Origin of the sequence: Paraburkholderia fungorum (assembly GCF_902833645.1) — a bacterium.
Classification (GTDB): Bacteria; Pseudomonadota; Gammaproteobacteria; order Burkholderiales; family Burkholderiaceae; genus Paraburkholderia; species Paraburkholderia fungorum.
Genome location: NZ_CADFGE010000015.1, coordinates 192,586 through 215,887, shown reverse-complemented (window position 1 = coordinate 215,887; position 23,302 = coordinate 192,586). Strand labels below are relative to the sequence as shown.

Genomic DNA, 23,302 nt, shown 5'->3' with positions numbered 1-23,302 from the left:
AGACTGTTTGCCTGGCAGCCAAACTGAGGCAGGTCTTTAAACAGGAAAGCCATTTCCGTCAGTGTATTTTTTTATTTCGTCGCTTCGATAAAGCCGACGAGTGATTTGAGGTTTAAGTGGATTCTCTTAATTCAGCGAACAGGTTCATGGGTGGTTTCTTTTTCGGCGCCCTGGTCGCTGCAGTCGTAATGGTTTTGCTGTGCAATGCCGGTGAATTCTCACCGTTTATCGCAAAGCTGCATGCTTTGGAGCAGGTCGTTCTGAGCGCGTTGATTGCCCTTGTTATTGTCGATGCAAAACCGTTGGCCTATAAAACCGTCTGGCGTGAACGCCGCTGCAGCTTCGTACTCGATGAAGATCTGACCGCGACTATTCGCGGCAGAACGTGCGGCATTCCGGCCGGCGTGATAGTCGGAATACTGATTCAGAACTACGTGATGAATTGACACCGAACCACGGTGAGTTCACAACTCACGATACTCAGCGGCGCAGCGATTATTTCTTGCCACTCGCGGCGCCCCGGCACAACCGCGCAATTTCGGCGCGGCGTATTCAGAACTTATGCCGTATCGCCGCTCGCACCACGACCTGCTTCGATGTCGATGACGGCGACTGGGTGCCGGGCGTGAAGGCGTAGTCCAGAATCGTATCGGTTGAGTCGCCGCTCACCTGCTGGTATTCGCCTTGTATGTACACGTCGGTGCGCTTGGACAGGTTGTAGTCCGCCATCAAACCGAACGAATGAATCTTCGGTTTCACCCCTCCGTTCGAGGCATCGTAGCTCTCCATGGTGTAGACGTACTGCGCGCCGACGAACAGCATCGGCGAAATCTGATACTTGCCGTTCACCTCGAAGTTCTGATACTTGAGCGAGTTCAGCAACATGCCGGGCGGCACAAGCGGCGTCACGCCGAGATAGCCATTGCCGGTGGGGTCCAGGTAGTTCGAATTGGTGTACACGAAGCCGGCCGTGGCCGGACCGAAGGTATAGGTGATGCCGCCGCCGAACACGCGCATGCGGGCGGCGATAAAGCTGGCGTCGTTCGCGGTGATCGCGCCGTTTGAGCCGTTGCCAGGGTTGTCGGCCTGCAGATACGCCGCGGCCACCAGCAGTCCGCCATAGGCGTACTGGCCGCCGAAACTGTAGGCGCGATTGTTGGCGAAATTCGTATCGTTGCTGAAACTGTAGACACCGCCGAACTGGAAGCCCGAGATCGACGGACTGGTGTACTTGACGCTGTTGTCGAGACGGAACGAGTTGTCGGTGTTGTCGTTATCGTAAGGATGCGAGAACAGCGCGCCGGCCCAGTTGCCGTTGGCCGTGGTCTGCGCCAGATAGTCGACCACCGAATCGTACTGGCGGCCGAACGTCAATGTGCCGAATGGCGCCGAACTCAAGCCGACGAACGCCTGACGGCCGAACATCCGGCCGCCCTGATTAAGCCGCCCGGAACTCACGTCGAAACCGTTTTCCAACTGGAAAATCGCCTTCAGGCCGCCGCCCAGATCCTCGTCGCCTTTCAGGCCCCAGCGGCTGCCTTGCGCATCGCCGCTTGCGAGTTCATAGACATGGCCACGGCCGACATTGTTGGTGTAGTTGATGCCTTCATCGAGTACGCCATACAGCGTGACACTCGTCTGGGCACAAGCGGGTGGGGAAAAAATGGTTAGCGATGTGGCGGACAAAACGGTGGAGACAGCCAGCGCGAACACTTGCTTGTTCATGAAGATCTCCCTGAGCTCGAGTAATGGGACAACTCGATCCGACCGCTTTCTTCTTGGCGCTTCTCAAGGGGTTTATCGACCCTGACGCGCTTTGAAGAAATCCTCACACGCCGTTACGTCGCCGTCCATCAGGTGTCACGCCCATATCTCAAAACGTTGCGAAATCTCCACTGCGTGAGGCAGCCCCTTTTTTCGCTGCGCCGTTTCAGGTAAGCCGCGCAGCGGCGCCCGGCCCCCGGCCGGCCGTCGCATCGGCCAAGGCGACCCTGCCCGTCCCGTGGACGTCCTTGTCATAAAAAGAAATATAATTGAAAGCTTTTGCGGCGCCGCAGCGGAACTCCGCGCCGTCGCACGGGTCATTTTTACTGGCCTCTACAACCGAGCCTCGCATGGCTGGCTCACGCTGCGATCCACGGCCGGCCCCTGCGGGGGCAGCCGGCCGCCGCCGCACCCGATCCAATTTCAATAGCTTTGTGAGACGCCGCCGCGCTGGACTTGCGCGCCGTCGCACGGGGCTGCTTTTGACACCGCACAATGCAAAAGTCGCAATCCCGCTTGATTGAACTCGATTTTTTTCGTGGGCTGGTCCTTCTGATCATCGTCGTCGACCATATCGGCGGCAGCATTCTCTCGCGCGTCACGCTGCATGCGTATGCGCTATGCGATGCGGCTGAAGTGTTCGTGTTCCTCGGCGGCTTCGCCACCGCAACGGCGTACGCGGCGCTCGCCGAACGGCGTAACGAAGCGACCGCGCGCAGCCGCTTCCTGCGGCGCTCGCTCGAAATCTATCGGGCGTTCCTCATCACGGCTGCTTTGATGCTGCTGGTCAGCGCCGTGCTGAGCGCGTTCAGTATCGACGGCCCGAATCTCGCCACCACCGACCTCGACGATCTGATCGCGACCCCCGTGGCCGCCCTGCGCGACATCCTGTTATTCCGCCGTCAGCCGTATCTCGCGTCCGTGCTGCCGATGTACACGTTCTTCGCCCTGCTGGTACCCATGATCTTGCCGCTCGCACGCCGCAAGCCATGGCTGCTGCTGGCCGGCAGCGTCGCGTTGTGGGCGGCCGCGCCGGCAATCGACGCCTATCTGCCCGCCGCGCCGGACATGCACTGGGATTTCAACCCGTTTGCCTGGCAGTTGCTGTTCGTGCTCGGCGTGCTGGCGCGTTGCCAGCCGGTTTATCAGCGGATCAGTGCGCACCGTCTCGGCTGGCTGATCAGCGTGCTGGCGTTCGCCGTCGTTGCCGCCGCGGCCTACTACAAGCTGTTTATTGAACGCGAGCCGCTCGATGGCAGCCTCAAGCAAAACCTCTCTTACCTGCGCGCGGTCAATTTTCTGGCCATTGCCTGGCTCGTCGCGAACCTGATCGAGCTCGGCTGGGCAAAAAAACTCGCGCAAGGGTTGCCGTGGGTCGGCATGATCGGCCGCCAAGGGTTATTGTGTTTTATCGCGGGCGCGGTGATCTCGCTGGTCGTCGATTCGGTGCTGTATGCAGCGACCGACGGCTATCTGAACTATCCCCTCGGGCTGGTGGCGGATGCCTGTGCAGTCGGCGCACTGTTCGCGGTCGCGAGAGCCTGCGAGCCGCTCAAGCGCTTCACCACGCGTATCTGGAGCTTGCGCCTCAGAACGTCGCCTTGAGGAAGCGGCGCGCGGATGCACGCGCGGTACCTGCCGATTTCCGCTGCCGATCCTGATAGCATGACGGCCGCGCGCGACCTGCGCGGCGGTCTCTTACTTTGACATGCGTCTATTCCCACATTCCGCACTCCTTGCGCTGTGCGCTGCTGTCGGCGCGACGGCTAGCGCCAGCACTGTCATCAGCCGAAGCTTCCATTCCGAAGCACTCGGCCGCGACTGGTCCTACACGATCTATCTGCCCACCGGCTATCGCCACGATGCTCCTCGCATTCCCGTGCTCTACCTCCTGCACGGCAACAACGGCGACGCCAATGACTGGCTCACGCAAGGCCACCTGCAAGCCGCCGCCGACACGCTGATCGAGCACAAGGAGATACCACCGGTCGCAATCGTGATGCCGCAAGGCGGTACCGACTGGTATGTCGATCGTAAGGAGAAGATGGAGACCGCGTTTTTCGCCGACCTGCTGCCCGAAATCGAAACGCACTATGCGATCGCCACGCAGCGTGGCGGACGGATGATCGGCGGCGTTTCGATGGGCGGTTTCGGCGCGCTACGCTATGCGATGACGCAATCCGAGCTTTTTTGCGGCGCGCTCCTGTTGAGTCCCGCGGTCTATGCGAATGAGCCGCCGCCCGGTTCGGCGGCACGTCGCGTGGGTGTGTTCGGCGACCGGCAGTTCGATCCGCACGTCTGGCATGCGCTCAACTATCCGGCGCAATGGGAGCGTTACATGAGCCGGCCGTATCGTCTGCCGATGTTCATCGCTGCCGGCGACGACGACCTCACGATCCAGGCCGATGCGTCTTCGCTTTATACGCATCTTCGGCTGGCGGGGAATCCGGCGGCGCTGCGCATCATCGACGGCGGCCACACCTGGGACGTCTGGAGCGCGCTGCTGCCCGCAGCGCTGAAATATACGCTGGGCTGCGTCAAACCGACGGCGCACGATCAGGACAAGTGAATCAGAACGAATGGGCCAGCGAATCAGCAGTCCTGATTGCGCCGGCACATGGCGTGCAACTATTGCACGAGGTCAGTCCACAGTACGACCAGCACAGTCATGAGCGCGGGTCCAATGAAGAGGCCGAGCAAACCGAACGTCTCCGCCCCGCCGAGAATTCCGAATAACACCAGCAGGAAAGGCAATCGTGTGGAGTTGCCGATCAGCACCGGCCGCACGAAATGTTCAGCGATGAACACCACGATTGAACCGAACACCGCAAGCCCAATAGCCCCGGCCACGGAGCCTTGCGAGAATAGCCACAAGGCCGCGAGGCCGAAGGTGATCGGTGCGCAGAACGGCAGCATCGCCGCGATCGCCGTGATGAACGCGAGCAGCGCGACGTGCGGCAAGCCGGTCACGAAATAGGCCACGCCCATCAACACGCCCTCGCCGAGCCCGACCACCACCAGCCCCGACACGGTGCCGCGCACAGCCGTGGCCATGCGCTCGAGCAACCGCGCGCCGTCGTTGCCGAAGCCGCGCCGCACGCCTTTCATCAGCGAACCGGATAGACGCGGCCCTGCCTGAAAGATCACGAACAGCGTGACCAGCATGAAGGCGAACACCATCAAACCGTGCGCCGCGCGCGCGCCGAAGTGGCGGCCGAGCGTCATCACGGTGGTGCTGTGCAGCCCCTTCATTGCCGCCGAGTCGCGTAGCGGCTGAGCGAGATTGGCCTGCCACCAGGCCGAAATCTGTTGCGCGCCGAACGGCAACCGCTCGATCAAGCCTGGCATTGGAATGCCGTTTTCCTGCACGGTTTTGAACCACTCGTTCATGTCATGGGCTTCGTGCAGCGCCTGCGAAATGCCGATCCCGAACGGCAGCACTACCAGCAACGCAACCGCGCATGTCAGCACCACGGCGATCAGCGTGGTGCGGCCCGATAACCAGCGGCTGCCCTCCACCTTTTGCAAAAGCGGCCACAGGGCGATGGCAACGACGCCGGCCCAGGCTATCGCCGCAATGAAATCGCGTACGACCCACAGCGCCAGCAGCACAAGCACGATGTACAGGACGAGCGATGCCGCTTTCTGCTTTTTGGGGCAATCAGGCGCGCTCGGCGATTCGGGTGGGCGTGAAATCATGAAGGCTCTTAGGATCTTGTGGATGTGCGCGCGAGCCGTCCAGAAAAATGCAAACCCGCTACACTTACGCTGCACGGTCGCTCATCGATAACCACATCTTAAAGGAAGCACCGGCGCCCTTCGCACGCGGCATGCTTGTCTCACTGCGTACAACACTGCGTTGCAAAAATCCGCGCTATCGCAAATGCACGGCGCATATCGCCCGCAAAGCCCCGTCGTTTCGTGCCATCGTGAATGTCAAGTTTCATTGTTGCTATTTGGAGAACAGTGTTTCAACTGCGGCACAATGGCTATCGAGCGCTCGCAGGACTACATTCGGCACACCACAATACGGAGCCGACGATGATGACCTTAGAGTCCATCCCCCTTGACGGAACCAATGGCGTACGCATCGAAATTCTCGAGCGCTCCGACACGACGCTGGTGATCCGCTGGGTCGAACCGGGGCGTTGCCATTATGGCGAGCAACGGTGGCGGCGACGCTCGGCGCATACGTCGGGCACCTGCGCGGTGACGCGTCGCAAGATTCGCCGCGGCGATGCGGTGTTCAAACCGGCTGAACGGCCGGCGCCCTCGAATGCTTCCGCGATGATCTGTGCCGAGGTGTTGGGCGAACTGGTTGAAGCCTGAGCTTTTGCCTTGACGGCACGTTGCTGATGTATGCCAGGAATATGCCGGAAACGTTCGCCGTCGTTTATGGGTGTTTGTCCCCTCGCGATTTGCTCGCTCCGGCTCTCTGCGGCCTCCCTTCTTCCCCGTCGCTACCCACCCGCGCCCTGCACCGCCCGCCGCCTTTCTGCCTGATACAGGCCACTGCAAAAGGCCGCGGCGGCGCGTGCCTTCAGTCGGCGGCGCGGTCCTCAAAAGCCTGATTGCGGCCCTTCGCCACGTGCGCTAAGGTGATCCTCGTTGCGCCAGGTCACCGCACCTGCCAAACGCGCACGCTTAAATGAATGCCCTCAATTCCCATCGAACCCGCCGCAGCCCGTCTGGCGGCAAACGAGAGGCGACACCATGGCAGAAGACACCCCCGGCACTCGCGTCACAGCAGCTCCTCCGGATCAATTAGTTGCACCGCAACAATTCTCGCTGGACGTTTTACTCGAGAAATACGCGAAAGGCGGCGAGCAATCGGCGGACGAGGTGTTCAAACGCGTCGCCCACGGCGTCGCTCAGGCGGAACCAGAGGCCCTGCGCGAGTCGGTGGAAGCGCTCTTTGTCGACAATCTGCGGCATGGCGCACTCGGCGCCGGGCGCATCATGAGCGCGGCAGGCACGGGTATCGCCGCCACGCTGATCAACTGCTTTGTGCAGCCGGTCGGCGATGCGATTCAGGGCGTTGACGAAGAAGGCCTGCCCGGCATCTACGTGGCGCTGCTGCAAGCCGCCGAAACCATGCGCCGCGGCGGTGGCGTCGGCTATAACTTCTCCGCGATCCGGCCCAAGGGCGCGCGCGTTCACACCACCAGTTCGGCGGCGTCCGGCCCGTGCAGCTATATGGACGTATTCGACGCGTCATGCCGGACCGTGGAAAGCGCCGGTTCGCGGCGCGGCGCGCAAATGGCCGTGCTCGACTGCAGTCACCCCGATCTGATCGAGTTCATCGAGGCGAAACATTCGAAAGGTCGCTGGAACAACTTCAACGTATCGGTCGGCGTCACCGACGAATTCATGCGCGCAGTCGAAGAAGATCAGCCCTGGCCGCTCGTGCACCGCGCCGAACCGTCGCCGGCGCTGCGCGCGGCAGGCGACGTGCGGCAACGCGAAGACGGTCTGTGGGTCTACAGCGAAAGGTCCGCACGCGAGATCTGGGAGCGCATCATGCGCTCCACTTACGACGTCGCCGAGCCCGGCATCGTGTTCATTTCCCGCATGAACGAGGACAATAATCTGCGCGCCGTCGAAACCATCCGCGCCACCAATCCGTGTGGCGAACAACCGCTGCCGGCCTACGGCTGCTGCAACCTCGGGCCGTTGAACCTCACGCGCTTCGTGCTCGATCCATTCGCGCAAATGAAGGGCGGCAAGCCTTCGTTCGACTGGGACGCGCTCGCCAAACGCACCCGCATCCAGGTCCGTTTTCTCGACGACGTGCTCGACGTCACGCTGTGGCCGCTGCCGCAGCAATACGACGAATCGCGCGCCAAGCGGCGCATCGGCGTCGGCTTCACCGGCCTCGGCGATACGCTGGTGATGCTCGGCCTGCGCTACAACTCGCAGGAAGGCCGCGACTTCGCCGTGCGCATCGCCCGGCTGATGCGCGACGAAGCCTATCGGGCTTCCGTGGAACTGGCGCGCGAGCGCGGCGCGTTCGAGTTGTTCGACGCCGCGCGTTATCTGGAAGCGGGCACGTTCGCCTCGCGCCTGCCCGACGACATCAAGGAGGCGATCCGCCGCGACGGCATCCGCAACAGCCATTTGCTGTCGATCGCGCCAACCGGCACGGTCAGCCTCGCATTCGCCGACAACGCGTCGAACGGCATCGAGCCGGCCTTCTCATGGACCTACACCCGCATGAAGGTGATGGCCGACGGCGGTCGCGAATCGTTCGATGTCGAAGACTACGCGTACCGTCTTTATCGCGAACTCGGCGGCGACGTGAACAAGCTGCCGGACTACTTCGTCAGCGCGCTCGAGATGTCGGCGCGCGATCACCTCGACATGATGGCCGCCGTGCAGCCATACGTGGACACGTCGATCTCGAAGACGGTGAACGTGCCGGCCGACTATCCGTTCGAGGCATTCGAAAGCCTTTACTTCGACGCGTGGAAAAGTGGTCTGAAGGGTCTCGCCACCTACCGTCCCAATGAAACGCTCGGCGCGGTGCTGAGCGTGAGTCCGCCGCCGCAAGCGGACGATACGCTGGCCGAAACCGATCAGGATCCGCTGCGGATCGCAATCGATCATCGGCCCAAAGGCGAATTGCCGGCGATCATCGAGAAGGTCGAGTACCTGACGCAAGCGGGCAAGAAGTCGCTTTACGTGGCGGTGTCGTTCATCGAAGTGACCGGACGACTCGGCGGCGAAGACGTCACGATCGAGCGCCCCATCGAGTTTTTCATTCCGACCGGTCAGCGTGACGAGTCGCAGCAATGGATCACGGCGACCATGCGTTCGCTTTCGCTGGCGGCACGCGGCGGCTTTGTCGCGCGCAACCTGCAGGATATGCGCAAGGTGTCATGGGATCGCGGGCAAGTGCGGCTCGGCGAGGTGCAGCGCCTCGACGGTCATCGCACGCCGCGCTGGCACGACTCCGAAGTGGCGGCGCTCGCCTTTGCGATCCAGCAGATTCTGCATCGGCGCGGCTTTCTCGACGCCGAAGGCAACCAGGTGCCGTCGCGCCTGCTGGCGCGTTTGCCGCGCGGGCAGATGAAGGCCGAAACCGCGTTGCCGGCGGATTTCGGCATCCGTCCGCCGCCTGGCGACGCTGACGACACCAGCTTGACGCAGCCAGGCGGTATGCAAGGCTTGCACACCATGCTCGGACGCAAGTGCGGCTCGTGCGGAGCGAATGCGGTGATTCGCAAGGATGGGTGCGACTTCTGTACCGCGTGCGGCGAAGTCGGCGCGTGCGGATGAGCGGCTAGACGCCGCCACTGGAGAGGTTGCATTCCGGTAGATCCTGCGCGGTTGCAGGATCTACCCGTATCGGCAACGCAGAGCGCCCCTCAACCGACTCTCGCGTAATACAGATTCTGAGGGTGCTTCGCTTCGGCGAAGAAGAACCAGCGTTCCGCCACAAGGCCGGCGTACTGCACCAGACAGGCGGCCGCCAGCAAACCGAGCGACGCGCCAATCGGATGCAAGCCCGCGCCCAGCGCGATCAGCACAACCGGCACGGCAAACGCGGCCACGAGGAAAGCCCACTTGATGCCGCGTAGCGTCCCCGCCGATTTACCGTGAAAGAACTCGCGCAGATTGAACGCCCCCGCGGTGAAACCGCGCGAAACCTGCACGAGCTTCGGGTTGTTGATGCCGGTAGCGCTCTGCACAGTCGACTTCGGCCGCAACCGCGCGTTACGCATCAGCGACGCGCAGCGGCTTGCACAACCGGCGAGCGTCAGTACGCAAGCACAGACGGCAAGCTGCGCGGTCAACCCCGGCGCGAACCACGCGGTCAGCGCCGTCGCCAGCGTGAAACCGGACGCGCAGCCCAGCAGCACAAAGTTGACCAGCGTGAGCGGCGTGGCCCATTCCTGAAGAAAACGCAGGCACGCGTAGATCATCGCCGTGCAGACGAACAGCGTCGCGCTTGCCAGTACACCCAGCCATCCGATCGCAAGCGACCACGGCGAGCCGAAGCCGTGCGCGACGCCATAGAAAAACGCGCAGGCGAGAAACGCCGGCAGGCACAGACATTCGCGCGACAACCACGAGGTCCGCCACATTGCGATCGCGCGCCACGCGCGTTCCGGATGCCCGAGATGGAAGAATGAGGCAATCAGCCCCAGCAGGCCCAGCACGACCGACACGCCCGCGCCGATCATATAGAACGCATCCGCCGGCGCCGTGACAAGTCCAAGATGCGCCGCCGTCTCCACGCCGACGAGCGCGATCAGCAGGCCCTGCGCCGCGCCGCTCAAGGTCGTGAGAAAAACCACCGAAAATGCCGGATTCATCGCGAGGTCCTTTAGATGCGCGTCGCCATCGACGCAAGATGCAGTTCGCCGCGCTCGAGCCGCGATTCGAGCGATTCGTGCGATTCGGGTGCCTCCAGGGCTGCACCCGTGTCCTTGCACGAGCAGGAACCGCTGCCGCAACCCGAGGCCGGCGTCGTGATGCGCGGCAGATAGTGGTTCGCCGGCCGCGTGTTCCACTCCGGCATCAGTTGATAACCGCCACGCTCCTCGATCGCCTTCGACACCACCGATTCCGGATCGTGGATATCGCCAAACAGCCGCGCGGAAGTCGGGCACGCGAGCACGCATGCCGGCTGGCGATCGCGCTCGGAGAGGTTTTCGTCATGAATACGGTCGACGCACAACGTGCATTTCGTCATCTCCTTGCGCGCTTCGTCGAGTTCGCGGGCGCCGTAAGGGCACGCCCACGCGCAGTACTTGCAGCCAATGCATTTGTCGAAATCGACCAGCACGAGGCCGTCTTCCTTGCGCTTGTAGCTCGCGCCGGTCGGACATACCGGCACGCACGGCGGGTCTTCGCAGTGCAGGCACGACTTTGGAAAGTGGATCGTGTCCGCGTTCGGAAAGCTGCCGGCTTCGAAACTCTGGACACGGTTGAAGAATGTGCCGGACGGGTCCGCGTCGTAGGGATTCAGGTCGGCGAGACTGCCCGATTCGCCCGACGTGTTCCATTCCTTGCAACTCGTCACGCAAGCCTGGCACCCTACGCAGACGTTCAGGTCGATTACCAATGCCATCTGAGTCATCAAAGGCTCCTTACCGCTTTATTGCGTTATTCGCATGCTTCGCCGTGTGTCACTTTCGCTTCGCCGCGCCACGTAAGCGCGCCGCGAATTCACCGCGCCCCGCGAAGTAGGTCTGCACGATCCGCGAGACCACGCCGTTCGAGCCCGGCAAAGCGGGCATCGCATTGAACTGCGGCAGCGTATGGTTCGCGTCCGCTTCAGCCGGATAGAGACGCACGCGCACGTCGTACCACGCGGCCTGCCCCGTCACCGGGTCCGAGTTCGAGAGGCGCGCGGCCGCTTCGTCGCGGCCGGGTAACTCGTCGGTGATCAGGTGGTTGAGCAGGAAGCCGCGCTGCGATTCGTTCGCGCCGGCGCCGAGATTCCACGCACCGGATGCCTTGCCAATCGCATTCCAGGTCCACACCGTGCCCGGCTCGACAGTCTCGCTAAAGCGCGCCATGCAGCGCACGCGCCCCCATTGCGATTCGGCGTAGATCCAACTGCCGTCGGCGATGCCGTTTTCCGCCGCCATCAGCGGATTCATGTAGAGATAGTTCTCGCCGTGAATCTGCCGCAACCACGCGTTCTGCGAATCCCACGAGTGATACATCGCCATCGGCCGCTGCGTCACCGCGGCAAGCGGAAAACGTGCGAGATCGGTGGAGTCGCTTTCGAGCGGCGCATACCAGAACGGCAGCGGATCGAAATATTTCTCGACCCGCGCACGCAGGTGATCCGGCGGCTGCCTGCCGCTCGTGCGGCCTTGTGCGGCGAGCCTGAATTTCTGCATGACGTCGGAGTACAACTGGATCAGGATCGGTTCGCTGAATTTGCGGAAGCCGTTTTTTACCGCCCAGTCGAGATACGGGCCGTTGCAGTTGCGCATGTACTGGAGCGTCTCCGGCAAGCGGTAATGAAACACGCAGTTGTTCTTTGCGTATTGTTCCCACTGCTGCGGATTCGGCTCGCCTACCAGCGCCTTGTCGCCGTCCTTGCCACGCCAGCCAATCAGAAAGCCCACGCCGGAATCGGGCGTCGTCGTGTGATTGACGATGAAGTCCGGGTAATCGCGAAAGCGCCGCGTCCCCTCGGCCGTGGTAAAGGCCGGAAACTTGAGGCGCGAAGCGAGTTCGATCAGCACCTCCTGGAATGGCTTGCATTCGCCCGTCGGCGGCACGACCGGGACGCGCACGGAATCCACTGGGCCATCGAACTCCGAGATCGGCCGGTCGAGCATCGACATCGCGTCGTGCCGCTCGAGATAGGTGGTGTCCGGCAGGATCAGGTCGGCGAACGCCGTCATCTCCGACTGGAACGCATCGCATACCACCAGAAACGGAATCTTGTACTCGCCGTTCGCGTGCTTGTCGGCGAGCATCTCGCGCACCTTCACCGTGTTCATCGACGAATTCCAGGCCATGTTGGCCATGAATATCAGCAAGGTGTCGATGGGATACGGATCGCCGCGCCACGCATTGGTTATCACGCTATGCATCAAGCCGTGAACGGCGAGCGGATATTCCCAGGAGAACGCCTTGTCGATCCGCACCGGCCCGCCGTTTTCGTCGATGAACAGATCTTCCGGCGCGGCGGGCCAGCCGAGCGGCCCGGTGGCGAGCGGCGTGTTCGGCTTGACGGCGTCGGGACTGTTCGGCGGTTTGGCCGACGGCGGCACCGCGCGGGGGAACGGCGATTTATGACGGAAACCGCCCGGGCGGTCGATCGTGCCGAGCATCGACATCAGCACCGCGAGCGCGCGGATCGACTGGAAGCCGTTGGAATGCGCGGCCAGCCCGCGCATCGCGTGAAAGGCAACCGGGTTGCCGGTGACGGTCTCGTGCTTCTCGCCCCATGCGTCGGTCCAGGGGATCGGCAGCGTGATCCGGTGGTCGCGGCTCGTCTGGATCATCTCCGCGGCGAGGCGGCGAATCGTGTCGGCGGCAATGCCGGTGATTTCAGCCGCCCATTCGGGCGTGCAATCGGCCACGCGTTCGCGCAGCAAGGCGAACGACGGCGTGACCGGCGTGCCGTCGTCAAGCGTATAGCGGCCCTCGAGTGCCGGGGTCACGCCAGCGGCATGGTGCGGCACGGCGCGCGCGGTCGCGGCATCCCACCAGAGATGATTTTGCGGAAACAGCGGATTGCCCACCGGCCGATCCGGGTCGCGCACGAACAGGCCGAAGTTTTCGCTGGCTTCGTCTAGGTCCACGAGTTCCGCCGCGTTGGTATAGCGCTGCACGAACTCATGATCCCAGGCGTCGGCGGCGATCAGTTCATGCAGGAACGCCATGAACAGCGCGCCATCGGTGCCGGGCTTGATGGGCACCCACTCGTCGGCGATCGCGGCATAGCCGGTGCGAATCGGATTGATCGCGACGAAGCGCCCGCCCGCGCGCTTGAACTTCGAAATAGCGATCTTAAGCGGGTTCGAATGGTGATCTTCCGCCGTGCCGATCATGAAGAAGAGTTTGGCGCTGTCGAGATCGGGGCCGCCGAACTCCCAGAATGAGCCGCCGATCGTATAGATCATGCCGGCCGCCATGTTCGCCGAACAGAAACCGCCGTGGGCCGCGTAATTCGGCGTACCGAACTGCTTGGCGAACAGGCCGGTGAGCGCCTGCATCTGGTCGCGGCCGGTGAACAGCGCAAATTTCTTTGGGTCCGTGGCGCGAATCGTCGCGAGACGCTTTTCGAGCACGTCGAACGCGACCTCCCACGATACCGGCTCGAACTGCGCGCTGCCCCGTTCCGCGCCGGCTTTGCGCATCAACGGCTGGGTCAGACGCGCGGGCGAGTACTGCTTCATGATGCCCGAGGCGCCCTTGGCGCAGATCACGCCCTGATTCAGCGGATGCTCGGGGTTGCCGTCGATATAGCGCACCTCGCCTTCGCGCAAATGCACGCGAATACCGCAGCGGCAGGCACACATATAACAGGTGGTCGTCTTGATTTCGAGCCGTTCGTCCTGCGTGCGGGCGTGGTGTTCCATGCGGGATCTCCGTCGCGGCTCCGGCTATGTCGAAGCGATGTGGGTTCGATACCGATCATCCTATTCGTCGCCGGCCCACAAGGGAAATCGCGATTTATGACTGAAACTATCCGCTGCGCCGATAGTTTCAGTTTGCCTTCAGTGCTATTCAGTTGGCTTTGCTTGTCTTCCGTGCTCAGATTGGCGTCAACACCGCCTCGCCTGCGAAATGGCGCGAAGCGTTCGCGAGGAAATTGTCGACCGAAGCCGTGATCGCCTCGGGCGAGCGTCCGCCCACATGCGGCGTCAGGACGACGTTGTGCAATGCCAGCAAGGCTTCGGGTGGATGCGGCTCACCCTCGTAGACGTCCAGCGCTGCGCCGGCGATCGCGCCGGTCGTGAGTGCATCGGCCAGCGCGGCGGTATCCACCACGCTACCGCGAGACACATTGACCACGAAGCCGTTCGGCCCAAGTGCGTCCAGCACCGCTTTGTCGATCAGATGACGCGTGGCGGCGCCGCCGGGCGTCGCTACCATCAGAAAATCGCACCATTGGGCGAGCTCGTGCACGCTGTCGAAGTAGCGCAGCGCAGAGCCGTCGCGTGGTTTGCGGTTGTGGTAGCCGATTTCCATCTCGAATCCGGCGCCGCGCCTTGCGATCTTCTCGCCGATATGGCCGAGCCCGACGATGCCGAGCCGCTTGCCGGACACGTTCGGGCGCATCGGCAAGGTGTCGCGCCAGGCACCTTTGCGGGTAGCCTGATCGAGTTGCGGCACGTCGCGCACCACGGCGAGGAGTAACGCGAACGCATGATCGGCCACGCAATGGTCGTTGGTGCCGGCGCCACTGGCGAGCACAATGCCGCGCGAGCGGGCGTGGTCGACGGCAAGGTTCTCGTAGCCCGCACCCAGCACGCTGACGAACTCCAGTTTCGGCAGCCGGTCGATTTCAGCGGCCGTCAGCCCGGTTGTGCCATTGGTCAGCACGGCGCGGATCGTCTCGCCATGCTCCGCGATCGCGGCGGCCCGCGTCGTGGCATCGGGCGCATGGACGACGTCGAAGGCGGCCTCGACACTCGCACGGCTTGCATCTTTCAAAGGAATCAAAACCAGCAGGGAAGGCTTCATGACGGGCTTTTTTCTTCAGGCGGTGACGGGCGAACGACACGACGAGTGAGTGTAGCAAGCCACGTGCAGCCCTGCCGGCGGGCAATCGCAAGCGATCGTGAGCGCCGTCGGGAATGGACGAAAGGCGGACGAAAAAACAGCCGTGAGCATAAAGTCCTGTTGCGAACATGCTGCCGCCGGGCCTAAAGTCCACCCGAGCCACGCCGTTATCTTCGTGAATGGACTGACGCAAATACGATGCGCCATGCGTCTTTCTTTTGAGTCCGATCCAAGCCGCTTTAGAATAGCCTGAACGCCGACCACGGAAATCCCATGCTGGACACCCCCCCGCGCGGCCCAGCGCCCGCTAACGACGCCCCGCAGGAAGTCTCTCGCCCCGAAGGAAGTCCCCTTGAGGGATCCGGGGACGATTCCCAGATGTTCGAACTTGCGCCTGTGTCGCTATGGCTCGAGGACTTCAGCGGCGTGCGCACGCTATTCGACAGATGGCGCGCGCAAGGCGTGACTGACCTGCGCGCTCATTTTGCCGAGCATCCGGCGCTGGTCGCAGAATGCGCGCACAGCATCCGCGTCATCAAGGTCAATCAGAAAACGCTGACGCAATTCGAGGCCGCGGATTTCGACGCGCTCACCAACAATCTTGCCGCCGTGTTCCGCGACGACATGCTCAAGACTCATCTTGAGGAGCTGTGTCAGTTATGGGCCGGACAAACCCAGTTCACGAGCCAGACGGTCAACTACACGCTCGGCGGCCGGCGCCTGGATGTGCTGCTCAAGGGCGCCGTACTGCCTAACCACGAAGAGCGCTGGGATCGCGTGCTCGTTTCGGTCGAAGACATTACCGAACTAGAAGGCGCGCGGCATCGTGTGACCCTTGCCGAACAATACGCACGCGGCCTGTTCGAATATTCGCCGGTCTCGCTGTGGGTGGAAGATTTCAGCGCGATCAAGCGTCTGCTCGACGGTGCGCGCTCGGCCGGCATCAGCGATTTCCGGGTATTCACCGACGTGCATCCCGAGTTTGTCGAACGCTGCATGCAGGAAATTCACGTGCTCGACGTGAACCAGCACACCCTCGACATGTTCGGGGCAAAAGACAAAGCAACACTGCTGGCTCACCTGGCAGACGTGTTCCGCGACGACATGCGAGCGCATTTCCGCGAACAGCTGCTCGATCTATGGGACGGCAAGCTGTTTCAGCAACGCGAAGTGCTCAATTACTCGCTCGACGGCAACGAGGTGCATGTGCACCTGCAGTTTTCCGTTCTGCCGGGCCACGAGCATAACTGGGACCTGGTGCTGGTGGCCCTCACCGACATCACGGCGCGCAAGAAGGCCGAAGCATACCTGGAGTTCCTCGGCAAACATGACGTACTAACCAAGCTGCGCAACCGCTCGTTCTACGTGGACGAACTGAACCGGCTGGAACGCAAGGGTCCATGGCCGGTGACGATCATCATGGCCGATCTGAACGGCCTCAAACGCGTGAACGACCAGCTTGGCCATGCGGCCGGCGATGCATTGCTACGGCGTGCCGGCGAAGTCCTTGCCAAGGCGATGGACGCGCCCTATCATGCGGCGCGCATCGGCGGAGACGAGTTTGCGATCCTTATGCCCGACACCGACGAGCGCGGCGGCGCCGCGATGATCGATGCGATCCGCCAGCTGGTCGAACTGAACAACCAGTTCTATCCGGGTTCGCTGCTGAGCTTTTCGATGGGCGCGGCGACCTGTCGGCGCGGAGACCGGCTCGAAGCCGGTGTACAACGCGCCGATCTGCTGATGTATGAGGAAAAGCGCGCGCACTATGCGAACCTTCCGCCCGCGAACCCGCCGGGCGACTGACACTGCGGCGCGCCACACGTTGGCGCTGCGTGTTTCGATTGTGAAAGGGCCGCGCTGTGGCAGCGGATTCGACGCTACGCCAGACGCGTGGTTATAAGCTCGATCAGCCGATCAGCCCGGCTCAGCCTTTATCGGTGCGCACTGCCTCGCCGTAGGTGCTGACGATCCGGCGATCCTGCTCCTCGACCGAAAACAGCTCCCACTCGAGCCCGTTCACGTCCTTGCTGCTCGAGTACCCTTCTACCGCATCGTCCTCGAAGCCGACGTGCCGAAGTTGCCCAGCCTTCTCCGGCATCTCGTTGATCGAGAAGTTGAGCAGATCCGTGCGCCACATCGCGTAACGGCCCGGCACCACCGCCGTAGGCGGCTGCTCGAGACGGCGGGTGTAATCTTCGACGGACGCGTCGAGGTTAGCGACGGCCAAAGCGATATGGAAGCGTTTCATGGTGGTTGTCCTGACAGTCAGGATGAGGATGGGGTTTTCATCGTATCGGCGAAGCGCCGCCGCAACCAGTTGCGCAATCATCCCGGTATCGCCATTACCGGTTTGCGCCGGCACAGCTTCCCGCGCGCAGGATGAATGCGGCCGGACCAGGCCAGGTCAGGCTTCGCTATACTCATCGGCCCGGGCGACGCTGCAATAAAAACAAGGAGCGATTCTGATGCTTTCCCACGTATTCGTCGGTATTTCGGATTTCGAGCGCGCATTCAGCTTCTATAGCGTGCTGATGGACACGTTGGAGTTGCGGCTCAAGTTCCGCGACAACGATACGTGCTGGGCCGGCTGGATGGCAGCCGGCGCGCCACGGCCCCTGTTCGTCATTGGCAGGCCTTACGACGGTCGGCCCGCCGCCGTGGGCAACGGCCAGATGTTGGCGCTCCTCGCTAAAGATCGCGCCACGGTCGATCGGGCACATGCCGCGGCGCTCGCTCACGGCGGCGCCTGTGAAGGGCCACCGGGTTTGCGCCCTCAGTATCACCCGGACTATTACGGCGCGTACTTTCGCGATCCCGACGGCAACAAGCTCTGTGTGTGTTGCCATGAGCCGGCCCCGAACTCAAGCACGTAGGCCGCCCGCTAGACGCCCGGAAAACGCAATTCGAAGCGCACCACGCCCGGCACCGGGCACACCACACGTGCCGTGCCGCCGTGCAGATGCATGATCGCCCTGACGATTGCGAGCCCCAGCCCGCTCGACTCCGTAAAAGCGCTGCGTGCGGCATCCGCGCGATAGAAGCGGTCGAACAGACGGTTCAACTGCTCGTCAGGAATCGGCGCACCGTCGTTTTCCACCACTACGGTCGCGCCCTGCTCGTCCTGCGTACCGCTCAAACGCACCACCGTATCGTTCGCGCCGTATCGCACCGCGTTGACGACGAGATTGTTGATCGCGCGCCGGCACAGCATCGGATTGGCCGACGCGATGCCCATTGCCTCCACGGTAAAGCGCATCCCGCGTTCGTCGGCGGGGCCTTCAAAATAGTCCGCAATCCTGACGAGTTCATCGCGCAGATCGACCGGCTCACGCTCAATGGACAACGCAGCGTGGTCCGCATGCGCAAGAAACAGAATGTTTTCCGCGATGTGGCTCAAACGGTTCAGCTCTTCGAGATTCGATTCAAGCACTTGCTGATATTCATCGGCATCGCGCGTTTTGGCGAGCGTCACCTGGGTCTGGCCGATCAAAGCGCCCACCGGTGTGCGAATTTCATGCGCCAGGTCGGCGGAAAACTGCGAGAGGCGCTGAAAGCCGTCGGCAAGACGGTCAAGCATCGCGTTGAAGGCATGCGTGAGCTGGCGGAGTTCGAGCGGCGCAGCCTCGCTGTCGAGCCGCACCGACAAACTCGCCGGACTGATCTGCGCGGCCCGCGTGGCGATCTCGCGCACCGGCCGGAAGGTGCGGCGCAGCACGTAGTACGCGAGCAGCGTCGCGGCCAGCATGCCGGTCAGCGTGGCCAGCACGATGCGATTGCGGTACGCGGCCAGCATCCGCATTTCCTGGGTCATGGGATGCGCGGCGATCACTTCGACCTCGCTGCCGTCCTCGCGCGCCTTGACCGCGGCAATCGCCCAATGGACCGGCACGCCGTCGGGCAACAGGGTATGGCGGATGTCCGGGAGCGTCGGCAAGCGATTCTGGACGCCGGCATGGAGGGCCGGCACCGCAAGGCCCGCAGGGTTCACGTCGATAAACGGGGCTTCGCCTGGGCGGCGAAACATCAGCACGTCTTCTTCCGCGCCGAGCATGCTCTCGAACAGCACAGGCCGGCTCTTCAAGTCGCTAACCGAGTAGAGATCCCGCACGATGCGGCTGAAATGCTCGACCCGGGCCGTGAGCACCACATCGGCACGCCGCTCCAGCGACACCTGCGCGGAGTGATAGAAATACGCGCCCAGCGTGCCGATCACCACGCATGCGATCGCGGCGAACAGCACCGTGGTGCGCGCGGTCAACGAACGGTCGGTCCACAGTGTCATGAGCCGTCGCCGAAGGTGTAGCCGATGCTGCGCACCGTATGAATCAGCTTCTTTTCGAACGGATGATCGACCTTCGCGCGCAGCCGTTTGATCGCGACGTCGACCACGTTGGTGTCGCTGTCAAAGTTCATGTCCCACACTTCCGAGGCGATCTGCGTTCGCGATAACGCTTCGCCCTGCCGGCGCACCAGCAGATGCAACAGCATGAATTCCTTGTTGGTCAGTGGAATCTCCACGCCTTCGCGCGTGACCTTGCGGCGCAGTACGTCGAGTTTGAGGTCGGCGATCTCGAACACGTCGTGCTCGCGGATCACGCCACGGCGCAGCAGCGTGCGGATGCGCAACACCAGTTCAGTGAAGGAGAAAGGTTTGACGAGGTAATCGTCGGCGCCGAGTTCGAGACCGCGGATGCGGTCGCTGACATGATCGCGCGCGGTCAGGAAAATGACCGGCAGATCGCGCCGCGCACGCAGCGCACGCATGATCTCCCAGCCGTCGATGCCGGGCAGCATCACGTCCAGCACCACCAGGTCGTACGCATGTTCGAGCGCCATGTGCAGGCCATCGGTGCCGGTGCGCGCGAGGTCGACCGCGTAGCCGCTCTCACGCAGCCCTTTCTTCAGGTAGTCGCCGGTTTTCGGATCGTCTTCGATGACGAGGATGCTCATGGTGCCTGGTTTCCGACCCGAGCGCCGCCGTGGGCGCGAGTCGTGAATATGGACGTGGGTATGGCGGCCATTCTACGTGGCCGCGCCCTGCCGTTCATTACGTTTTTGTCATCCGTCTGTCACTCGCCGGAGCCAATCGCGCGCTTAATCTGCCCCCATCCTTCACCACCCAGAGCAGACTCATGAAGATCGTTTCCGCTAATGCCGTTCGTGCCGTCGTCGCCCCCGCGCTCGTTGCAGTGTCGCTGTTGGCCGCTGGATCCGCCGCGCAAGCTCAAAGTTCCATGCCCACGGGCGTACGCGGCACCGTGACCGCGCTCTCGGGCGACCTGCTCAAGGTCCACACGCGCGACGGTAAGGATGTCGACGTGAAGCTCGCGAAGGACACGCCGATTCGTGGCGTTGCGCTCGCCAATGTGAACGACATCAAGCCGGACAGCTATGTCGGCACCGCCGCGATTCCGCAGCCCGACGGCACGTTGAAAGCGCTCGAAGTGCACGTCTTTCCGGCCAGCATGCGCGGCGCCGGCGAAGGCTATCGCCCGTGGGACCTCGGCTCGAACAGCACGATGACCAACGGCACGGTGGGCTCGCTCGTGGTCAGCAACGGCCGCACCATCACGGTCAAGTACAAGGACGGCGAAAAGAAAATCGTGATTCCGCAAGACGTGCCCATCGTCGCGCTCGAGCCGGGTGACCGCTCGCTGCTGGTGCCGGGAGCGAAAGTCGTGCTATTCGCGCATAAGGAAGCCGATGGTTCGATGGCGGCGAATTTCATCTCCGCCGGCGAACACGGTGTCACGCCGCCGATGTGAACCGATGCAAGACGGCGCGTTGCAAACGCGCGCTGTCCCTGTTGTCCGGGCAGCCGCGTGCCTCAACGACGCGGCTTGCAGATTTCCGCCTGTTTCATCGCCGCTCACCATGCCTAAACCGCCAGCACGCTTTATCGTCCACCCGCTCGTCGTACGCATCACGCACTGGATCAACGCCTTCGCGATGGTGTGCATGGTGATGAGCGGCTGGGCGATCTATAACGCGTCGCCCTTCTTTCCGTTCAGATTTCCGGTGTGGGCGACCGTCGGCGGCTGGCTGGGCGGCTCGATTGCCTGGCATTTCGCGGCGATGTGGCTGTTGTGCGCGAACGGCCTGCTATATCTGGCGTATGGGATCGGACGCGGACATTTCCGGCGCAAGCTGCTGCCCGTCTATCCGCGCGACGTCATTCACGATGCAGCGCTCGCGATGCAATTCAAACTGCCGCACGATACCGGCAAATACAACGCGGTGCAGCGCGCGCTCTATCTTTTCGTGTTGTTTCTTGGGGTATTGCTGGTCGCCTCGGGGCTCTCGATCTGGAAGCCGGTGCAATTCTCGTGGCTAGCCGCGCTCTTCGGCGGCTTCGATTTCGCGCGTCGCGTGCATTTTGTCGCGATGGCGGGGGTGGTCGGTTTTGTCGTCGTGCATCTGGCGCTGGTGTTGCTGGTGCCGCGCACGCTAGCGCCGATGCTAACCGGTCGCACCCGAATCACCACACACGAAAGGAGCGAGGCATGAGCGAAGCAAAGCGCCGGGACTCGCGCAGCACGGATATCGTTCTCGCCGACCACAAACCGCAAATCGAACGTCTGCAACGGCGCCTCTTTCTGCGCTCGTCGCTTTCGATCGGCGCGCTGGCGATGCTTTCCGGCTGCAACATGCAGGACGGCGATTCCGTCGACAAGGTGTTGTGGGCCATGTCGCGCTGGAACGATCGCGTGCAAGCGTGGTTATTCGATCGCAACAAACTCGCGCCCACCTATTCGGCGAGCCAGATCACCGATCCATTCCCGTTCAACGCGTTCTATCCGGAGTTCGATGCACCGGATATCGACGGTTCGACGTTCCAACTGGAAGTGTCGGGCCTCGTATCGGACAAGCGCACGTGGACGCTCGACCAGTTGCGCGCCTTGCCGCAGGCTTCGCAGATTACGCGGCACATCTGCATTGAAGGATGGAGCGCGATCGGGCAATGGCGCGGCGTGCCGTTTCGCACGTTCCTGGAGCGCATCGGCGCCGATCTGAGCGCACGCTATGTCGGCTTCAAATGCGCGGACCGTTATTACTCGAGCCTCGACATGGCCACGGCCTTGCATCCGCAAACCCAACTGACGCTCGATTTCCGCGACGCGCCGCTGCCGGCCAAATACGGCTACCCGCTGAAACTGCGCGTACCGACCAAACTGGGCTTCAAGAATCCCAAGCACATCGCGGCGATCTTCGTGACCAACACGAACCCCGGCGGCTATTGGGAAGACCAGGGGTACAACTGGTTTAGCGGGCTATAGCGCTCGCGGCTGAAGCGCGTCTATACCGCAGTGACGTAGCGCGCGGCAGGTTTGACCACACGGGGCGGCGGCGCATCGTAGACGGTGCGCATGCGTTTGACTTCGTCGACCGGGCTCAGGCCGAACAGACGCTTGAACTCGCGGCTGAACTGCGACGCGCTTTCGTACCCGACGCGCGCTGCGGCCGCGCCAGCATTCAAGCCGTCCTGCACCATCAGCAAGCGCGCGTGATGCAAACGCGTGGTCTTCACGTACTGCATCGGCGAAGTCGCGGTCACCGCCTTGAATTGCGCATGAAAAACGGCGAGACTCATCCCCGCCTCCGAGGCGAGCGTGTCGACGTCGAGTTGCCCGTGATAGTCGGCATGAATGCGCCTTAACGCCTTGGCAATACGGCCGAAATGATTCTGATGCGTTAGGGCCGCGCGAATCGCGTCGCCCTGCTCGCCTGTCAACACGCGATAGCAAATTTCGCGGACCACCCCTGGCGCGAGAATGCGCGCGTCGAGCGGCGAGGCCAACGCGTCCATCAAACGCTGCACGGCGTTGCTCAAGGCCGGATCGAGCGGCGTCGAATAGATGCCGAGCGGCTCGTTCTGCGCGGTGCCCTGCGTTTCATTCAACGCCATCAGCAACTCAGCCACCATGCTCAGATCGACGCGCACCGAGATGCCCAGGAACGGCTTGTCCGGGCTCGCCTCGGTTTCACACTCGAACGGCAGCGGTACCGACAGTACCAGGTACTGCTGCGCGTCGTACTGGAATACCTGATCGCCGAGATAACCGCGCTTGCGCCCTTGGCAGACGATCACGATGCTCGGTTCGTACATCACCGGCATACGCGGCATCGGGCTGTTGGCGCGCATCAGATTGACCCCTTCGAAGCTCGAGCGCGTGATGCCCGGGTTGGGTGCGAGCTTGTCGAACAGTTCGATGAGGCGTTGCTGCGCGGGATCGGCGGGGCCATCGAGGGCTGGGCGGTGATCGGCCGGTGCGGGTTCGACGAAACGAGGTGACATGACGATATAGTGACGAGCAAGAGAATAATGCTTGAA

Annotated in this window: 19 protein-coding genes and 2 pseudogenes; 10 read left to right on the top strand and 11 right to left on the bottom strand. The window is 62.6% G+C overall.

What is annotated here, in order from left to right:
* Window positions 1-146: 146 nt before the first annotated feature.
* On the top strand, window positions 147-446 hold the full coding sequence (locus HWX91_RS34780; RefSeq protein ID WP_221306895.1) for a hypothetical protein: 300 nt from the start codon (window positions 147-149) through the stop codon (window positions 444-446).
* A gap of 106 nt (window positions 447-552) precedes the next feature.
* Here HWX91_RS34780 and HWX91_RS34775 read toward each other — a convergent pair whose 3' ends face one another.
* Window positions 553-1,725: a porin gene (locus tag HWX91_RS34775; protein WP_028197248.1), complete on the bottom strand. Its 1,173-nt coding sequence runs from the start codon at window positions 1,723-1,725 to the stop codon at window positions 553-555.
* A gap of 534 nt (window positions 1,726-2,259) precedes the next feature.
* Between HWX91_RS34775 and HWX91_RS34770 the strand changes: the two genes are divergently transcribed.
* Entirely contained in the window at window positions 2,260-3,369 is a 1,110-nt protein-coding gene (locus HWX91_RS34770; protein WP_028197250.1) for an OpgC domain-containing protein, read from the top strand.
* Between the two features lie 103 nt (window positions 3,370-3,472).
* Window positions 3,473-4,333, top strand: a complete 861-nt coding sequence (locus HWX91_RS34765) for an alpha/beta hydrolase (RefSeq protein ID WP_028197251.1) — start codon at window positions 3,473-3,475, stop codon at window positions 4,331-4,333.
* Window positions 4,334-4,392: 59 nt separating this feature from the next.
* On the opposite strand, the gene HWX91_RS34760 is transcribed toward HWX91_RS34765, so the two are convergent.
* A complete protein-coding gene (locus HWX91_RS34760; RefSeq protein WP_028197252.1) occupies window positions 4,393-5,463 on the bottom strand; it encodes an AI-2E family transporter in 1,071 nt (356 codons plus the stop codon).
* A gap of 345 nt (window positions 5,464-5,808) precedes the next feature.
* Here HWX91_RS34760 and HWX91_RS34755 point away from each other — a divergent pair, with 345 nt between their 5' ends.
* Together HWX91_RS34755 and HWX91_RS34750 are read left to right on the top strand one after the other, a co-directional pair.
* A complete protein-coding gene (locus tag HWX91_RS34755) occupies window positions 5,809-6,093 on the top strand; it encodes a DUF3331 domain-containing protein (RefSeq protein ID WP_028197253.1) in 285 nt (94 codons plus the stop codon).
* A 384-nt stretch (window positions 6,094-6,477) separates the two neighbouring features.
* Window positions 6,478-9,042, top strand: a complete 2,565-nt coding sequence (locus HWX91_RS34750; RefSeq protein ID WP_028197254.1) for an adenosylcobalamin-dependent ribonucleoside-diphosphate reductase — start codon at window positions 6,478-6,480, stop codon at window positions 9,040-9,042.
* A gap of 89 nt (window positions 9,043-9,131) precedes the next feature.
* Here HWX91_RS34750 and HWX91_RS34745 read toward each other — a convergent pair whose 3' ends face one another.
* The 5 genes and pseudogenes from HWX91_RS34745 to HWX91_RS34730 form a co-directional block, all read right to left on the bottom strand.
* Window positions 9,132-10,082, bottom strand: coding sequence for a dimethyl sulfoxide reductase anchor subunit family protein (locus tag HWX91_RS34745; RefSeq protein ID WP_028197255.1), 951 nt, complete (start codon window positions 10,080-10,082; stop codon window positions 9,132-9,134).
* 11 nt (window positions 10,083-10,093) lie between these two features.
* Window positions 10,094-10,849 (bottom strand): 4Fe-4S dicluster domain-containing protein, encoded by a 756-nt coding sequence (locus HWX91_RS34740; RefSeq protein ID WP_028197256.1) that lies wholly within the window; start codon window positions 10,847-10,849, stop codon window positions 10,094-10,096.
* Window positions 10,850-10,898: 49 nt separating this feature from the next.
* Window positions 10,899-11,456, bottom strand: a pseudogene (locus HWX91_RS41415) (molybdopterin dinucleotide binding domain-containing protein); the annotation flags it as partial.
* A 555-nt stretch (window positions 11,457-12,011) separates the two neighbouring features.
* Window positions 12,012-13,820: pseudogene (locus tag HWX91_RS41410) on the bottom strand (molybdopterin-dependent oxidoreductase); the annotation flags it as partial.
* A gap of 175 nt (window positions 13,821-13,995) precedes the next feature.
* A complete protein-coding gene (locus tag HWX91_RS34730; RefSeq protein WP_028197258.1) occupies window positions 13,996-14,928 on the bottom strand; it encodes a 2-hydroxyacid dehydrogenase in 933 nt (310 codons plus the stop codon).
* A gap of 312 nt (window positions 14,929-15,240) precedes the next feature.
* On the opposite strand from HWX91_RS34730, the gene HWX91_RS34725 reads away from it, so the two are divergent.
* The gene (locus tag HWX91_RS34725; RefSeq protein ID WP_028197259.1) at window positions 15,241-16,773 is read left to right on the top strand and encodes a sensor domain-containing diguanylate cyclase; all 1,533 of its coding nucleotides are present in this window, start codon (window positions 15,241-15,243) and stop codon (window positions 16,771-16,773) included.
* A 121-nt stretch (window positions 16,774-16,894) separates the two neighbouring features.
* Here the strand turns inward: HWX91_RS34725 and HWX91_RS34720 are convergent, their stop codons facing one another.
* Complete coding sequence (locus tag HWX91_RS34720; protein ID WP_028197260.1) at window positions 16,895-17,218, bottom strand: VOC family protein; 324 nt, start codon at window positions 17,216-17,218, stop codon at window positions 16,895-16,897.
* Between the two features lie 217 nt (window positions 17,219-17,435).
* On the opposite strand from HWX91_RS34720, the gene HWX91_RS34715 reads away from it, so the two are divergent.
* Window positions 17,436-17,843 carry a VOC family protein gene (locus HWX91_RS34715; protein WP_028197261.1) on the top strand — a complete coding sequence of 136 codons (408 nt, stop codon included), beginning with the start codon at window positions 17,436-17,438 and terminating at the stop codon, window positions 17,841-17,843.
* A gap of 8 nt (window positions 17,844-17,851) precedes the next feature.
* Here HWX91_RS34715 and HWX91_RS34710 read toward each other — a convergent pair whose 3' ends face one another.
* Both HWX91_RS34710 and HWX91_RS34705 read right to left on the bottom strand, forming a co-directional pair.
* Window positions 17,852-19,252, bottom strand: a complete 1,401-nt coding sequence (locus HWX91_RS34710) for a heavy metal sensor histidine kinase (RefSeq protein WP_028197262.1) — start codon at window positions 19,250-19,252, stop codon at window positions 17,852-17,854.
* Complete coding sequence (locus HWX91_RS34705; RefSeq protein WP_028197263.1) at window positions 19,249-19,920, bottom strand: heavy metal response regulator transcription factor; 672 nt, start codon at window positions 19,918-19,920, stop codon at window positions 19,249-19,251. Before HWX91_RS34705 ends, HWX91_RS34710 begins: the two co-directional genes overlap by 4 nt.
* Window positions 19,921-20,102: 182 nt before the next feature.
* On the opposite strand from HWX91_RS34705, the gene HWX91_RS34700 reads away from it, so the two are divergent.
* The 3 genes from HWX91_RS34700 to HWX91_RS34690 all read left to right on the top strand — a co-directional run bounded on the left by HWX91_RS34700 (window position 20,103) and on the right by HWX91_RS34690 (window position 22,247).
* Entirely contained in the window at window positions 20,103-20,735 is a 633-nt protein-coding gene (locus HWX91_RS34700) for a hypothetical protein (protein ID WP_028197264.1), read from the top strand.
* A 109-nt stretch (window positions 20,736-20,844) separates the two neighbouring features.
* Window positions 20,845-21,477, top strand: coding sequence for a cytochrome b/b6 domain-containing protein (locus tag HWX91_RS34695; protein ID WP_028197265.1), 633 nt, complete (start codon window positions 20,845-20,847; stop codon window positions 21,475-21,477).
* Window positions 21,474-22,247 (top strand): molybdopterin-dependent oxidoreductase, encoded by a 774-nt coding sequence (locus HWX91_RS34690; protein WP_028197266.1) that lies wholly within the window; start codon window positions 21,474-21,476, stop codon window positions 22,245-22,247. Before HWX91_RS34695 ends, HWX91_RS34690 begins: the two co-directional genes overlap by 4 nt.
* A 20-nt stretch (window positions 22,248-22,267) precedes the next feature.
* Here HWX91_RS34690 and HWX91_RS34685 read toward each other — a convergent pair whose 3' ends face one another.
* Window positions 22,268-23,266, bottom strand: a complete 999-nt coding sequence (locus tag HWX91_RS34685; RefSeq protein WP_042275330.1) for an AraC family transcriptional regulator — start codon at window positions 23,264-23,266, stop codon at window positions 22,268-22,270.
* Between the last annotated feature and the right edge of the window lie 36 nt (window positions 23,267-23,302).

What these genes read in the sequence shown, in the direction of transcription:
- HWX91_RS34780 (WP_221306895.1), top strand. Translation starts at nt 147, where the DNA reads ATGGGTGGTTTCTTTTTCGGCGCCCTGGTCGCTGCAGTCGTAATGGTT.
- HWX91_RS34775 (WP_028197248.1), bottom strand. Translation starts at nt 1,725, where the DNA reads ATGAACAAGCAAGTGTTCGCGCTGGCTGTCTCCACCGTTTTGTCCGCC.
- HWX91_RS34770 (WP_028197250.1), top strand. Translation starts at nt 2,260, where the DNA reads ATGCAAAAGTCGCAATCCCGCTTGATTGAACTCGATTTTTTTCGTGGG.
- HWX91_RS34765 (WP_028197251.1), top strand. Translation starts at nt 3,473, where the DNA reads ATGCGTCTATTCCCACATTCCGCACTCCTTGCGCTGTGCGCTGCTGTC.
- HWX91_RS34760 (WP_028197252.1), bottom strand. Translation starts at nt 5,463, where the DNA reads ATGATTTCACGCCCACCCGAATCGCCGAGCGCGCCTGATTGCCCCAAA.
- HWX91_RS34755 (WP_028197253.1), top strand. Translation starts at nt 5,809, where the DNA reads ATGACCTTAGAGTCCATCCCCCTTGACGGAACCAATGGCGTACGCATC.
- HWX91_RS34750 (WP_028197254.1), top strand. Translation starts at nt 6,478, where the DNA reads ATGGCAGAAGACACCCCCGGCACTCGCGTCACAGCAGCTCCTCCGGAT.
- HWX91_RS34745 (WP_028197255.1), bottom strand. Translation starts at nt 10,082, where the DNA reads ATGAATCCGGCATTTTCGGTGGTTTTTCTCACGACCTTGAGCGGCGCG.
- HWX91_RS34740 (WP_028197256.1), bottom strand. Translation starts at nt 10,849, where the DNA reads ATGACTCAGATGGCATTGGTAATCGACCTGAACGTCTGCGTAGGGTGC.
- HWX91_RS34730 (WP_028197258.1), bottom strand. Translation starts at nt 14,928, where the DNA reads ATGAAGCCTTCCCTGCTGGTTTTGATTCCTTTGAAAGATGCAAGCCGT.
- HWX91_RS34725 (WP_028197259.1), top strand. Translation starts at nt 15,241, where the DNA reads ATGCTGGACACCCCCCCGCGCGGCCCAGCGCCCGCTAACGACGCCCCG.
- HWX91_RS34720 (WP_028197260.1), bottom strand. Translation starts at nt 17,218, where the DNA reads ATGAAACGCTTCCATATCGCTTTGGCCGTCGCTAACCTCGACGCGTCC.
- HWX91_RS34715 (WP_028197261.1), top strand. Translation starts at nt 17,436, where the DNA reads ATGCTTTCCCACGTATTCGTCGGTATTTCGGATTTCGAGCGCGCATTC.
- HWX91_RS34710 (WP_028197262.1), bottom strand. Translation starts at nt 19,252, where the DNA reads ATGACACTGTGGACCGACCGTTCGTTGACCGCGCGCACCACGGTGCTG.
- HWX91_RS34705 (WP_028197263.1), bottom strand. Translation starts at nt 19,920, where the DNA reads ATGAGCATCCTCGTCATCGAAGACGATCCGAAAACCGGCGACTACCTG.
- HWX91_RS34700 (WP_028197264.1), top strand. Translation starts at nt 20,103, where the DNA reads ATGAAGATCGTTTCCGCTAATGCCGTTCGTGCCGTCGTCGCCCCCGCG.
- HWX91_RS34695 (WP_028197265.1), top strand. Translation starts at nt 20,845, where the DNA reads ATGCCTAAACCGCCAGCACGCTTTATCGTCCACCCGCTCGTCGTACGC.
- HWX91_RS34690 (WP_028197266.1), top strand. Translation starts at nt 21,474, where the DNA reads ATGAGCGAAGCAAAGCGCCGGGACTCGCGCAGCACGGATATCGTTCTC.
- HWX91_RS34685 (WP_042275330.1), bottom strand. Translation starts at nt 23,266, where the DNA reads ATGTCACCTCGTTTCGTCGAACCCGCACCGGCCGATCACCGCCCAGCC.